Here is a 13,963-nt window from a genome sequence, read left to right on the forward strand (position 1 = left end):
AGGTGCTTTTTTATTTTTAAATTTTAATAGGACCTGGTGAAAAGATGTCTCTTCATCAGGTCCTTCTTCATTTTAAAAACTAATATAACTTAATTTTCAGCTACTAATAAAGCTACTTTTTATTCTTATCTTCATCCAATAATTCCATGTGTGCCTTAGCCAGCTCACCTTCTTGATCTGGAGTCATCGTTGGATAAGCCAGTGGCAACTTTTCAATCCGCTTAGTAATGATATCTGATACGATTAGGCGTGAGTACCACTTATCATCAGCTGGAATCACGTACCAGGGGTTCTCTTTCGTAGCTGTCGCGTTGATTGCTCGGTTATAAGCCAGCTGGTATTTTTTCCAATACTGACGTTCTCGAATGTCGGCAGCAGAAAACTTCCAATTCTTTCGTAGTGTTTCAATCCGGGAAAGGAAACGGTTCTTTTGCTCATCCTTTGAAACATGAAGGAAGAACTTTAAAATCATATAACCATTACGACTTAAATATTTCTCATATTGGCGAATGTCCTCATAACGACCCTCCCAAAAGTCTTTGTTAACATCCAGAAGGGTAGTTATTCCAGGTAGGTTCGCATTTAGGATCAATTGGGGATGAACCTGAGAAACCAACACATCCTCATAATAAGAACGGTTAAAGACGCCGATTGAACCCCTCTCCGGAAGAGCGGCATTAATTCGCCACAGGTAGTCGTGCTGAAGCTCCCTGGTAGTCGGTTGCTTAAAGTTGGCCACTTTAAAGCCGACCGGGTTAACTCCAGAAAAAATATGACTAATCATACTATCTTTCCCGGCGGCATCCATCGCCTGAATCACCACGAGCACTCCATAGCGATGACGGGCATACATTTTCTTCTGAGCATTTTTAATTTTTTTAACATTAGAATTAATCGTCTGCTTGATCTTATCAAGTTGGTCGGAAGAATCTGCCACCCAAGTTGGCGCCTTCTTAATGTCAAAATTATCTTTTGTATAACGATACTGTTTGGTATCCATTCCCTTCACTTCCCTTTCAACTCCATTTTAGCATAGCATTTAATGATAACTTATTTTTTAGGAAATTAAGGAAAGGCTCAACTCATAAAAGTAATAAAATATCTAGACTATAATATTTTTTCTATAATTCATAATAGGCAAGCAACTGAGTTCATCCCCAGCTGCTTGCCTATTTTTAACAACTTTTTAAATCAATTGATTACTGGAAACCGAATGCTGACTACGCTTAAGTTTACTAATCTGACCTTCGTGACCATCATTGACAATAAATTGATCAACTGCACCACAATGTTCACAGGACACCATAATCTGATAACGTTGAGAATTGTCGTGGTTGGTTGCCATCCAATTACGTTCAGCAATGATTAAAGGAGAACGATGACATTTATAGCATGGCACCTTTAACAAACGATTTTCACGGAAGTCATCACCGGTCTTGCCAACCATTCCCCACCGATCTTCACTTCGGACACGATCAAAGTTATTATAAAACACTATATTACTTCCTTAGTATTTAATCGTATGAGCCCGCTGCATTCGTACAACCAATAAAACAACTACTTCCATGGCAAAGATAGAAAGAGCACAAATGATGAAAAGAACATGGTAAGAAGCAGCCCCGATGACTAGGCCTCCAAAGAGCGGGCCAAATGCCTTCCCTAATGAGGAAAAGGCATTAAGAATTCCTTGATACTTTCCCTTGACCTCGACTGGTGAAAGACTGTTGACAATCGCCGGCATCGTTGGAAACGCCGTTGCCTCGCCAATCGTCAAGATTATCATAGCAATCACAAACCAGAGATAGTTAGTCGCAAATAAGAGTAACACAAAGGATAGGCCAACGGTGAAAATTCCAATATAAACTTGCACATAGGGATTATTATAAAAGCGATTCAACCAGGTTAATAGCAACTGGATAATTACGATCAATACACCGTTTAATGTCCATAATAGGCTGTACTTAGTCATCGAAATTCCTTGCTCAGTCATGAAGACGGATAGGTTACTGGACCATTGCTCGTACATTGTCCAGACGATACATAAGGTGATGAAGAAGACCCAGCAGATCCATAGGTTAGCACGTGGAATTTTAGTAACTGCCGGTTCATCACTTTTAAAACGCGCCTCATCGACCGGCTGTGGATGTGGATCCTCGTGAAAGAAGAAAAATACTACTAAGGTAAAAAGAATGTACAGCACTGTCGTAATTAAGAAGAGCGGCCCAATATTTCCGTGAGCTCCCTGGTAGAGGGGACCCACAATCGTAGTTCCGATCACCATTCCCAGGTTATTAGCAAAATAGAGCATATTAAAGACGTAACGCCCATCCATCCGCAATTTCGTGCCGAAAGAATTGACCATCGTAATGATCCAGCCGTTAAAAAAACCGATTGCTGTCAAAAGAATGGCGTAAATGGGCCAGTCATTAAAGAAGATCATTGTGGCGATCACCAGGGTTGCAAGAACTGTGCCCCCCAGCATCAGGTATCGTGGATTTCGTTTATCGAATAACAAGCCACTAATGTAGCTACCAATCACATTTGCTCCCGAATAAAATAATAGGACAATTCCGGAAACGGTCAGTGACTCGTGCAGTTGATTATGCATATAAATAGTTGTTAATGGCCAGACAAAGCTGTTACCGATGCTACCAAAGAACATTCCTAATAACAGCCATTTTAATTCGATTCCCCTTGTTTGATGGCTCATTTTAGCGCCTCCTTAACTTATTTAATTGCAAGCGAACGAAAAGAGCCCTCCAGTTATAGCTGAAACGCTCCTTCTCATATTCCTTATTATATATTATTGGTGGTCTTCTGGCACGTAGGATACAGAAGCAAACTTGTTATAAGACTTAGCAAATAACAATTTAACCGTTCCCCGTGGACCACTCCGGTTCTTCTCAATAATGACCTCAACTTCACTAACGTTGGAATCATCATTGCCTTGACCCTCTTGCTGATTATCATTGTCATCATCGTCATGCTCATAGTAGTCATCACGGTAAAGGAAACTAACGATATCAGCATCCTGTTCGATTGACCCGGACTCACGAATATCAGATAAAACCGGTCGTTTGTCCTGACGTTGTTCAACACTCCGGGATAGCTGGGAGAGGGCGATTACCGGGACCTCCAACTCCTTGGCAAGACGTTTAAGTTGGCGGGAAATTTCCGAAACTTCTTGCTGACGATTATCAGGATTATTACCCTCAATCAACTGCAAGTAGTCGATTACGATCAAGCCCAAATTCTTATTTTCCTTTTTTAAGCGTCGACAACGAGCCCGAATTTCAGCAACCTTAATGCCAGCCGTATCATCAATATAAATCTGAGCATTTGATAGGGTTCCTGCCGCAAAAAAGAGACTTTCCCACTCATCAGTGGTTAGGTTCCCTGTTCGGAGGTGATTGGCATCAATATTCCCCTCCGCGCACAGCATTCGGTTAACCAGTGATTCGGCACCCATTTCCAAGCTGAAGATGGCTACGGCCGTGTTGGTCTTGGTTGCAACGTTTTGGGCAATATTAAGAGCAAAAGCCGTTTTCCCCACAGCCGGTCGGGCAGCAATAATAATCAGTTCATCCGGATGGAAGCCAGTCGTCATTTGGTCAAGCTGTGGATACCCTGTTTCCAAACCAGTAATTTCCGAGTCATTGCTCGACAACTTTTCAATATGGTTCATCGATTGGTTGAGAATGGTTTCAATATCTTGAAAGCCATTCTGGTCGTTGGTTTCCGAAACGTGAAGAATTGACTGCTCCGCCTGATCTAACAGTTCCGTAGTGTCATTATCGTCTGCATAGCCTTCATTAATAATCTTAGTGGCCGTGTCAATTAAATTGCGCCGGACCGCCTTATCATGAACAATCTTGGCATAGAAAGTGACGTTGGCCGCAGACGGTACTGCCGAAGCCAACTCGGCTAGATAAACCATCCCGCCAACATTTTCAGTCTGTTTATCCTTATCTAAGGCACTCTTAACCGTTACCACGTCAATGGGCTGGTCATCATCATTTAATTCCATCATCTTTTTAAAGATAATTTGATGGGCCCGCTTATAAAAATCGGCGGGTTGCAAATATTCCATTGCATCAGCCAACGCGTTCTTACTTAAAAAAGCAGCTCCAAGAACTGCCTTTTCAGCTTCAATATCGTGTGGTTCTTCTTGCACTGGTGCATTATCCATGACGATACCTCGCTTTTTGAAATTGAAATTTAATTATAACGGTAATCTTACTTTTCCGCAATGTGCACCCGAATCTCAGCCGTTACCTGTGGATGAAGCTTAATTGGTACATTCACATAACCGAGAGCCTTGATCGGTGCTGCCAGTTCAATCTTTCGCTTATCGATCTTAACCTGGTATTGCTTTTGTAGGGCCGTGGCAATCTGCTTAGTCGAAATTGAGCCAAACATCCGACCGTCAGTACCAGCCTTACCGCTTAATTCAACGACAGTCTTATCATCTTCCAAAATTTTCTTCAAGCGTTTTGCCTCAGCCAATTCTTCAGCAGCGTGCTTCTTTTCAGCCCGCTGTTGACCAGCCAGTTGGCTCATGGCCGCCTTCGTAGCTTGCTTGGCTAGGCCCCGTCTGATTAAGTAATTTTGAGCGTAACCATCTGGAACATCCTTTACCTGACCACGCTTACCGCGGCCACGAACATCTTGAACAAAAATAACTTTCATAGTCTTCACTCCTCTGTATCTTCCTGACTACTATTATCGACCGTCTGTTGCAGAAGTGCAATCAATTCTTGCTTAACCTGGTCAACGGTCTTACCACTAACCTGGGTGGCGGCATTAGCAAGGTGACCACCACCACCCATCTTTTCCATCAAGACTTGAACATTGACGTCACCTGCCGAACGGGCCGAAATCCCTACCTTACCATCCGCACGTAAAGTAATGACAAAGGAAGCGGCTACTCCTTCTACCTGAAGCAACATATCGGCCGCTTGTGCTGTTGTTACGGAGCCGTAAATTCGATCATTTTCACCAGCACAAATAGCATGGTGGCCTTGAATCGTAGCCCGAGAAATAAGGTGGTTACGATCCATAAAACTCTGCGGATCCTCCTTCATAAAGGATTGAATCATCATCCCATCGGCACCTGCAGACCGCAAGTAACTAGCAGCATCAAAGGTCCGTGTACCAGCACTCTTGGTAAATGATTTGGTATCAACCTGAATCCCCGTCAACATGGTCGTTGCCTCAATCTTGTTTAAGCCCTTGCCTTCTCGTGGTTGGTACTCAAACATTTCAGTGATCAATTCACAGGTCGAGGAAGCATAAGGTTCAATATAGACTAATAACGGATTCTCGGGGAACTCTTCGCCGCGCCGGTGGTGATCAATGATTACCAGCCGGTCCTTTAGTTTGTCATACAGTTCTGGTGAAATAGTGATACTACGCTTAGCATGATCAACCATCACCAAAAGGCTGCTGGCTGTGGCCTTATTAAGAGCTTGAGCGGGCGTAATGATATGATCCTTAATCGTCTGGTAATTATTGACCTCATTGATTAGGCGCTGAATATCAGCATGGGGACGCTGGTTACCAATAACAATCCAACACTCCTTACCATTCATTTCTGCAATTCGTCTAATCCCAAGACAGGCACCCAGCGAGTCCATATCAGGATTATTATGGCCCATGACGAAAAGTTGGTCGGCCTGGGCAATCAATTCCTGAAGAGCCTGGCTGATCATTCGTGCCCGTACCCGAGTCCGTTTCTCCATTGGGTTAGTCTTACCACCGTAAAAACGAGCAGGCTGATTCTTAGAGCGAACTACCACCTGATCACCACCACGACCAAGCGCCAAATCGAGGTTATCTTGCGCTGTATCGGCTAATTTAATTAAGTCGTCTTCCCCGTAAGCAATCCCAACGCTTAACGTCACTGGTGAATTTTGCTGAGAGGTACTCTGCCGAATGGTATCCAAAATCTTAAATTTCTTTTTCTCCATTTCCGTTAATGAGGACTGATGACCAATAATTAAGTAATTGTCATCGTCAAGGATCTTCATCAACAGGTGATTAGCAGTCGCCCACTTATTGATCTCGGAAGTAACGTAGTTGTGCAGGTTTGAAACGGCAGAATCGCTCATTCCCTGAATCAATTCATCATAATTATCTAGATAAATATTTCCCAGGAAAATTTGCGCTTGGTGATAACGTTGTTCTACCTGTTCATACTTCGTGATATCAAGTAAGTAGGCTACCCGGTACTGAGGCTGAAAGAGAAACTCGAACTGCCGATTTTGCCATTTAACTATATGGGTTCCCTGGCGTTCACGACCCTGATCAAGCAAATCGGCTAACTGAGCATCAACATCCCGTACCCGTTTGCCAACTATGTGCTCTAGTTTGAAATAACGAGCCATATAGGGATTAATCCATTCAATCTCATTATGAGTGTTTAACATAATCATCCCTACCGGCATCTCCAACAGGGCCTCCTGTTGACCATGTTGAACTTGGTAGGTCAATTTTTTCAAATACTCTTGGGTATCATCAACTAATTGTCGCAAGCGACGTAGACTAATTGTCATTCCTACTATTGCTAGAATTAGAACGACCAGTCCAATAGTCCAGTTAAACATGAAGGCGAGAACCAGACTAATAACCGTGACAACCAATAAGTAACAGACATTCCAGCGGACTGCTGGGTGTTTAAAGTAAAACAACCAGTTTGCACTACTGAAAAATTTACGCATAACAATCCTCCCAATAGACACCGCTCGTGCCCATTTTTAATTGGATAGTTCTATCATATCACACCAGCTTACTAAACCCCATCAACTTGGACAAGAGAAAATAAGACGGCTAGCCCGTTCGTTGGAGGTCAGCCGTCTAATAACTATTTAAAAAGCAAAAAGCTTGCTCCACTTGAAACAAGCTTTTTATTCTATTAGTCTTCAGCAACAAATGGCAGAAGACCCATAATCCGGGCACGCTTGATAGCGACCGTTAACTTTCGTTGGTTCTTAGCACTGGTACCAGTGACCCGCCGTGGTAAAATCTTACCACGTTCAGAAATAAACCGACGTAATAAATCAGTGTCTTTATAATCGATGTATTCGATATGATTTGCGGCGATGAAGTCGACCTTACGACGACGACGACCGCCCCGACGTTGTTGTGCCATGAAATTACCCTCCTATCTGGTAAAAATTTTTAGAATGGTAAATCGTCATCAGAAATGGAAGTATCCCCATTGTCATCACTTGAACCAGAAAATGGGTTACCTGCATTACTGTTCTGGCTATTGTCAAAACCACTGTTGGCATTAGCCGACGAATTAGGTTGAGGAGCATTGCTAGTTGTTTGCGGTTGTGGTTGATTGTTATTACCACGATTATTGTTAAACGGCTGCTGCTGACCCTGACCACCAAATGGGGCTTGGTTATTAAATGGCTGCTGGTTACCATTATTAAATGGTCGCTGGTTGCCACCCTGGTTCATGCCACCATTTTGTTGACGAGGTTCAAGCAAGGCAAAGTTATCAACAACAACTTCAGTAACGTAAACCCGGTTTCCCTGTTGATTTTCGTAGTTCCGCGTTTGAATGCGGCCATCGATTCCCACTAGGGAACCCTTATGAGTGAAATTACTGAAGTTTTCGGCTGATCGACGCCAGATAACACAGTTGATAAAGTCAGCATCCCGGTCACCATTCTGGTTCCGAAACTGCCGATCAACCGCTAGCGTAAACGACACCACCGCTGTTCCACTGGTGGTATAGCGCAATTCGGGATCTCGCGTTAAGCGTCCAGTTAAGACTGCACGATTAATCATTCGATCGGTCTCCTCTCTTTACATTGACGATCTTAATTAAGCATCAAGCTTAACGATCATGTGACGTAGGATATCGTCACTGAACTTAGCTAAACGATCAAATTCGTTTAAAGCCGTGTCAGAATCAGTCGTCAAAGTGATTACGTGGTAGGTACCTTCCGTGTACTTATCGATCGGGTAAGCAAACCGCCGCGTTGACCAATCCTTTGATTCAGCAACGTTTGCACCATTGTCCGTCAATACCTTATCAAAACGGGCTACTAAGTCGCTCTTAGCAGATTCTTCGATATCAGGACGAATGATGTAAGTAATTTCATATTTGCGTGTTTCCATGAATGTTACACCTCCTTATGGACTCTGGCTCTTCTAAAATCTAGAAGAACAAGGAGAGTAGACGTCTGTACGTATACTCACAGCTATAAAATATAGCATAGACTGGGATTTAAAACAAGAAACAAATAACAGAAATCCTGAGAATTGCGCTCTAATTATATAATACGCAACTTCTCAGGATTTTTGTCTTTCTTGCTCAATTACTTTTGATTGTCGGTAGCAGTTACTTCCTGTGAAGATTGTTTATCTTCTTGGTCGGCATCGTTATCACCATCACCGTTATCCTTGGCAACCTTTGCCATCGTGGCAACCCTGGTTCCTTTATCCATCTTAATCAAATGGACACCGACAGCTGAACGACCGGTCTGAGAAACCGTCTCAATACCAAAGCGAATAATAACTCCGTGGTCAGTAACCAACATGATATCTTCATCGCCTTGAACAGTCGTCAGGCCAACTAATGGACCGTTTTTAGCGGTGACATTAACGGTCTTGACTCCTAGGCCACCACGACCCTTAATTGGGTACTCACTAGCCGGTGTTTGCTTACCAAAGCCATTTTCACTGATAACTAAAACATTATCATCCGGATTCAATGGTGCTGCGCCAATGACATAATCATCGTCACGAAGACGAATTCCGCGGACTCCGGCAGCAGCCCGACCCATTGAACGAACGAGGTTGGACTTAAAGGTCAAGGCATAACCATGGTGAGTCCCGATAATCATCGGTTGACCATCCGAAATGATGTTAACGTTGATTAATTCGTCCCCATCATGAAGGTTGATTGCCTTCAAACCATTGCTACGAATATTCTTAAATTCTGATACTGGCGTCCGCTTAACGATTCCCCGCTTAGTAGTAAAGAAGAGGTACTTATCATCATCCTTAGAAGCATGGGAAACATTAATAACTGCGTTGATCTTTTCTTTGCTATTAATACCTAAGAGGTTAATGATTGGAATTCCTTGGGCAGCTCGACCATATTCGGGAATTTTATAGCCCTTCATCGAAAAGACTTTCCCGGAATTGGTGAAGAAGAGCAAGAGATCATGGGTTGAACTAGAAATTAATTGTTCGATGAAGTCATCCTTATGGACACCCATTCCCTTGACACCACGGCCACCACGGTGTTGAGACTTGAATTCATCTACCGGTAGACGCTTGATGTAGCCATTATGAGTCAAGGTTACGATGATATCCTGTTCCTCAATTAAGTCTTCATCCTCAATATTGGTAATATTGCCGACCTGTAATTCTGTCCGCCGCTTGTCACCAAATTTCCGTTGGATTTCCATCAATTCATCATAAATGATTTGGTGAATACGGTCATCATGGGCCAAGATATCCTTATAGTCGGCAATGGACTTCATCAACTTCTGGTACTCTGCCTCAATTTTTTCCTGTTCCAAGCCAGTCAGACGAACTAACCGCATATCCAGAATTGCCTGCGACTGCCGATCAGAAAGACCATAATTATCCATTAATTCATTCTTAGCAATCTCACTAGTTTGAGAATTTTGGATAATCTTGATGATCTCATCGATATGGTCAAGGGCAATCCGCAAACCAGCAACGATATGAGCCCGCTTTTGAGCCTTCTTCAATTCAAATTGGGTCCGCCGCCGTACAACGTTTTCCTGGTGCTCTAAGTAATATTGAAGGATTTCCTTAAGACTTAAGATCTTCGGCGATCCGTTGACGATTGCCAGCATATTAAAGTTAAAGGTTGTTTGCATTAAGGTCATCTTGTAAAGGTTGTTCAAAATGACCTCAGCACTGGCATCACGCCGAACATCAATTACAATTCGCATTCCGTCCCGGTCGGTTTCATCATTGATGTCGGTGATTCCCTCGATTTCTTTGTTCCGCGCTAACTCAGCGATTCGTTCAATCAGCTTGGCTTTATTGACCATGTACGGAATTTCGTGCACGATGATCTGCTGCTTGCCATTCTTCTTTTCTTCAATGTCAACCTTTGCCCGAACGATAATCGTACCCCGGCCGGTTTCATAAGCCTTTCGGATACCGGACTTACCGATGACGACCCCACCGGTTGGAAAGTCTGGACCAGGCAAAACTTTCATCAGGTCCTCGGTGGTCGCATCCGGGTTATCCATCAACATATGAATAGCAGAAATTACCTCACCCAAGTTGTGGGTTGGAATGTTAGTAGCCATCCCGACGGCAATCCCGGAAGCACCATTAACTAACAGGTTCGGAAAACGGGCTGGCAAAACGTCAGGTTCCTTTTCCGTCCCATCATAGTTTGGATGAAAATCAACGGTATCCTTGTTGATATCACGCAGCATTTCTACCGCAATCTTACTCATCCGGGCCTCGGTATAACGCATCGCGGCGGGACTGTCCCCATCGATTGAACCAAAGTTACCGTGGCCATCAACCAACATGTAACGGTACGAAAAATCTTGGGCCATCCGTACCAGACCTTCGTAAATTGAAGAGTCACCATGAGGGTGGAATTTCCCCATAACATCCCCCACAATCCGGGCCGACTTCTTATACGGCTTATCCGGAGTTACTCCTAATTCATTCATCCCGTACAGGATCCGTCGCTGAACCGGCTTTAAGCCATCACGCACATCGGGTAGGGCCCGGGCAACGATGACACTCATGGCGTAATCTAGAAACGAGTTCTTCATCTGGCTCGTCAATTTAACGTCCGTAATTCGGTTCGACATATTTTCTTCAGCCAATGTCGCTCCTCCTTTTTAATAAATTTTTACGTTAGCTAATTACAGGTCTAGGTTCTCAACAAATTTGGCGTTCTTTTCAATAAAGTCTCGCCGTGGGCCCACCTTAGTACCCATCAGCATTGGAAAGATCTTATCAGCCTGGGCGGCATCATCCAGCTGAACACGCAACAGGTGCCGGTGCGCCGGATCCATTGTTGTCTCCCAAAGCTGCTCAGCATCCATTTCACCAAGCCCCTTGTACCGTTGAATAACCGGCTTAGGACTCGGTTGCAAGGAGTTGACAACCCGTTCCAATTCCTCATCAGATTCGATGTATTTAACAAACTTACCTTGCCGAACCTGATAAAGCGGTGGCTGGGCAATATAAACATAGCCATGAGTAATCATTGGCTTCATGAACCGGTAAAACAGGGTCAGTAGTAAGGTCCGAATATGAGCCCCATCGACATCGGCATCGGTCATGATAATCAATTTGTGGTAATTAGCCTTTGTGATATCAAAATCATCCCCAAAACCGGTTCCTAGCGCTGTAAAGAGGGAACGAATTTCGTCATTAGCTAAAACCCGATCGAGGGATGCCTTTTCAACGTTCAAGATTTTCCCCCGAATTGGCAAAATCGCCTGGGTTAAACGAGAACGACCCTGCTTAGCAGAACCACCGGCAGAATCACCTTCGACGATAAATAGCTCGGAAATATTCGGGTCCTTACTAGTGTTATCAGCCAGCTTACCAGGTAAGTTAGAGATCTCCAGTCCACTCTTCTTCCGGGTAACTTCCCGGGCCCGCTTGGCAGCTACTCGGGCCTTGGAAGCTAGTTGCCCCTTCTCGACAATCTTCTTGGCCTCATCAGGGTGTTCAAGCAAGAAACGATTGAAAGTGGCTGCGAAGACATGGTCAGTTGCCGTCCGGGCATCAGAGTTTCCAAGCTTAGTCTTAGTCTGACCTTCAAACTGTGGATCAGGGTGTTTGATGGAAACCACTGCCACAAGGCCTTCACGAACATCATCCCCGGAAAGTGTCTCATTGTCCTTGAGGGCGCCAGATTTATGGCCATAATCATTGATCACCCGAGTCAAAGCCATCTTAAAGCCAGTCTCGTGAGTACCACCCTCATAGGTATGAATATTGTTGGTAAAGGTCAACAAGTCGCTGCGGTAGCCGTTGATGTACTGCAATGAAACTTCTACCGTAATACCGTTTTCCTTACCTTCCACATAAATCGGTGGGTCAAAGAGAACATCCCGACCCCGGTTAAGGTATTCAACATAATGACGAATCCCCCCTTCATAGAGGAATTCTTGACGCTGTGGCTTTTCGTCACGCTTATCTTCAATCGTGATCTTGAGGCCCTTGTTTAAGAAGGCGAGTTCTCGTAAACGGTTAGTTAGTGTTTTGATGTTATAAGTAGTAGTTTCACGAAAGATCTCCGGATCCGGTTTGAAATGAACGGTCGTTCCATGAACATCCTCAGGTAAACCAGTAGTAATAACCTTCATCTTGGTCTTAACATGACCCCGATCAAAGTCCATATAGTAGCGCTTACCTTGCCGGGCTACCTTAACATCCAATTCTTCGGACAATGCATTGACAACTGAAGCCCCGACACCATGGAGACCACCGGAAACCTTATAACCGCCACCGCCAAACTTACCACCAGCGTGTAGGACGGTATAAACCGTTTCGAGAGCCGGCTTACCAGTGTCCTTTTGAATGTCGACAGGGATCCCCCGTCCGTTATCACGAACGGTAACACTATTATCGGGTTCAACCTCAACGTTAATTTCTGTACAGAAACCAGCTAGGGCTTCATCGATTCCGTTATCAACAATTTCCCAAACCAGGTGGTGTAATCCTTGGGAAGATGTCGATCCGATATACATTCCTGGACGCTTACGAACAGCATCGAGCCCCTTGAGAACTTGAATCTGACTGGCATTATATTCACTAGCTAACTCTGCCTTTGTTTCTTTTTGTTCGTCGCTCACTATGCTTCCTCCTTACTCAAAGTACCATGCTTAATTTCAAAAACTGTCGGTTGCTTAATTAGTTGTCTAGCCACATCACTTAAACTGGTCGTCGTCAAAAAAGTTTGGACCTTATCTTGAATTGCTTGCAGTAAGTGAGTCTGGCGGACCGTATCTAGCTCTGATAAAACGTCGTCAAGTAAGAGCAGTGGATACTCACCCGTTTGTTCTTTCATTAAGTCAATCTCCGCCAGCTTTACCGACAAAGCGGTTGTCCGTTGCTGGCCCTGGGAGCCAAAGGCCTGCACGTTTTTTCCATTAACCATAAAATGAATGTCATCACGCTGCGGGCCATACATGGTCGTTCCCTGCTCAATTTCACGTGCTTGGTGATCTTGATAGATCTTTAATAATTCCTGGTAAGCTTGCTCAACCGTAGTGGAATCACTAATTTTTAACTGAGTGGCATAAGCCAAGTGCAGTTTTTCCTGATTAAGAGAAATTTGGTAATGCAAGTTAGCGGCCCACTTCTCTAAATGCCGGAGAAAATGATAACGTGCCACGATTACCTCAGCTCCATAAGCTGCCAGTTGGTCAGACAAAACCGCTAACAGCACCTGGTCATGCTGCTGACCAAACTTTAACTGCTTTAAGTATTTATTTCGTTGCCGCAATAATGTTCGGAATTGACTGGCATTGTATAAGTACTTACTACTCATCTGACTAAATTCTCTATCCATGAACCGTCGCCTGATTGCGGGAGCTCCCTTGACCAGAGATAAGTCTTCCGGCGCAAATAAGATCGTATTTAACTGACCAACGTATTGGCCGAGGCGGGCTTGCTCCAGGTGGTTAACCTTTGCTCGTTTACCGTTCTTCGTAAATTGCAATTCCAGCGGCACACGACCACTAGCTTTTTGGACAACTCCGCTGATAGTGGCGGACTGGGCCTGCCAATTAATTAACTCACGATCATTACTAGTTCGATGACTGCGAGTTAATGATAAAGCATAGATAGCCTCCAACAAATTGGTCTTACCTTGAGCATTACGACCAATTAGGACGTTAATTCCAGGGGCAAAATGAACCGTCACGTCCTGGTAATTTCTAAAATGATGTAGCCGCAGTTCCGTCAAAATCATTTTGCG

Annotated in this window: 12 protein-coding genes; all 12 read right to left on the minus strand. The window is 44.0% G+C overall.

The window, feature by feature from the left end:
• Window positions 1-112: 112 nt before the first annotated feature.
• Window positions 113-1,000: a PPK2 family polyphosphate kinase gene (locus tag ACEYV4_RS00675; RefSeq protein WP_373841520.1), complete on the minus strand. Its 888-nt coding sequence runs from the start codon at window positions 998-1,000 to the stop codon at window positions 113-115.
• A gap of 186 nt (window positions 1,001-1,186) precedes the next feature.
• Complete coding sequence (locus ACEYV4_RS00680) at window positions 1,187-1,495, minus strand: hypothetical protein (protein WP_373841521.1); 309 nt, start codon at window positions 1,493-1,495, stop codon at window positions 1,187-1,189.
• 12 nt (window positions 1,496-1,507) lie between these two features.
• The gene (locus ACEYV4_RS00685; RefSeq protein WP_373841522.1) at window positions 1,508-2,710 is read right to left on the minus strand and encodes an MDR family MFS transporter; all 1,203 of its coding nucleotides are present in this window, start codon (window positions 2,708-2,710) and stop codon (window positions 1,508-1,510) included.
• A gap of 93 nt (window positions 2,711-2,803) precedes the next feature.
• Window positions 2,804-4,189: a replicative DNA helicase gene (gene dnaB, locus ACEYV4_RS00690; protein ID WP_373841523.1), complete on the minus strand. Its 1,386-nt coding sequence runs from the start codon at window positions 4,187-4,189 to the stop codon at window positions 2,804-2,806.
• A 47-nt stretch (window positions 4,190-4,236) separates the two neighbouring features.
• The gene (rplI, locus tag ACEYV4_RS00695; protein WP_373841524.1) at window positions 4,237-4,689 is read right to left on the minus strand and encodes a 50S ribosomal protein L9; all 453 of its coding nucleotides are present in this window, start codon (window positions 4,687-4,689) and stop codon (window positions 4,237-4,239) included.
• A gap of 5 nt (window positions 4,690-4,694) precedes the next feature.
• Window positions 4,695-6,719 (minus strand): DHH family phosphoesterase, encoded by a 2,025-nt coding sequence (locus ACEYV4_RS00700; RefSeq protein WP_373841525.1) that lies wholly within the window; start codon window positions 6,717-6,719, stop codon window positions 4,695-4,697.
• Between the two features lie 194 nt (window positions 6,720-6,913).
• Window positions 6,914-7,150: a 30S ribosomal protein S18 gene (rpsR, locus tag ACEYV4_RS00705; RefSeq protein ID WP_025022578.1), complete on the minus strand. Its 237-nt coding sequence runs from the start codon at window positions 7,148-7,150 to the stop codon at window positions 6,914-6,916.
• A 29-nt stretch (window positions 7,151-7,179) separates the two neighbouring features.
• A complete protein-coding gene (gene ssb / locus ACEYV4_RS00710; protein ID WP_373841526.1) occupies window positions 7,180-7,800 on the minus strand; it encodes a single-stranded DNA-binding protein in 621 nt (206 codons plus the stop codon).
• 36 nt (window positions 7,801-7,836) lie between these two features.
• The gene (gene rpsF / locus ACEYV4_RS00715) at window positions 7,837-8,133 is read right to left on the minus strand and encodes a 30S ribosomal protein S6 (protein WP_373841527.1); all 297 of its coding nucleotides are present in this window, start codon (window positions 8,131-8,133) and stop codon (window positions 7,837-7,839) included.
• Between the two features lie 200 nt (window positions 8,134-8,333).
• Entirely contained in the window at window positions 8,334-10,850 is a 2,517-nt protein-coding gene (gyrA, locus tag ACEYV4_RS00720) for a DNA gyrase subunit A (protein ID WP_373841528.1), read from the minus strand.
• A gap of 39 nt (window positions 10,851-10,889) precedes the next feature.
• Window positions 10,890-12,836 (minus strand): DNA topoisomerase (ATP-hydrolyzing) subunit B, encoded by a 1,947-nt coding sequence (gene gyrB / locus ACEYV4_RS00725; RefSeq protein ID WP_373841529.1) that lies wholly within the window; start codon window positions 12,834-12,836, stop codon window positions 10,890-10,892.
• On the minus strand, window positions 12,836-13,957 hold the full coding sequence (recF, locus tag ACEYV4_RS00730; RefSeq protein ID WP_373841530.1) for a DNA replication/repair protein RecF: 1,122 nt from the start codon (window positions 13,955-13,957) through the stop codon (window positions 12,836-12,838). Before recF ends, gyrB begins: the two co-directional genes overlap by 1 nt.
• Window positions 13,958-13,963 lie beyond the last annotated feature (6 nt).

This window comes from Limosilactobacillus sp. (assembly GCF_041859915.1).
Taxonomy (GTDB): Bacteria; Bacillota; Bacilli; order Lactobacillales; family Lactobacillaceae; genus Limosilactobacillus.

Bases quoted from the DNA above. Each gene is read 5' to 3' on its own strand.
- ACEYV4_RS00675 (WP_373841520.1), bottom strand. From the start codon at position 1,000: ATGGATACCAAACAGTATCGTTATACAAAAGATAATTTTGACATTAAG.
- ACEYV4_RS00685 (WP_373841522.1), bottom strand. From the start codon at position 2,710: ATGAGCCATCAAACAAGGGGAATCGAATTAAAATGGCTGTTATTAGGA.
- dnaB (WP_373841523.1), bottom strand. From the start codon at position 4,189: ATGGATAATGCACCAGTGCAAGAAGAACCACACGATATTGAAGCTGAA.
- rplI (WP_373841524.1), bottom strand. From the start codon at position 4,689: ATGAAAGTTATTTTTGTTCAAGATGTTCGTGGCCGCGGTAAGCGTGGT.
- ACEYV4_RS00700 (WP_373841525.1), bottom strand. From the start codon at position 6,719: ATGCGTAAATTTTTCAGTAGTGCAAACTGGTTGTTTTACTTTAAACAC.
- rpsR (WP_025022578.1), bottom strand. From the start codon at position 7,150: ATGGCACAACAACGTCGGGGCGGTCGTCGTCGTCGTAAGGTCGACTTC.
- ssb (WP_373841526.1), bottom strand. From the start codon at position 7,800: ATGATTAATCGTGCAGTCTTAACTGGACGCTTAACGCGAGATCCCGAA.
- rpsF (WP_373841527.1), bottom strand. From the start codon at position 8,133: ATGGAAACACGCAAATATGAAATTACTTACATCATTCGTCCTGATATC.
- recF (WP_373841530.1), bottom strand. From the start codon at position 13,957: ATGATTTTGACGGAACTGCGGCTACATCATTTTAGAAATTACCAGGAC.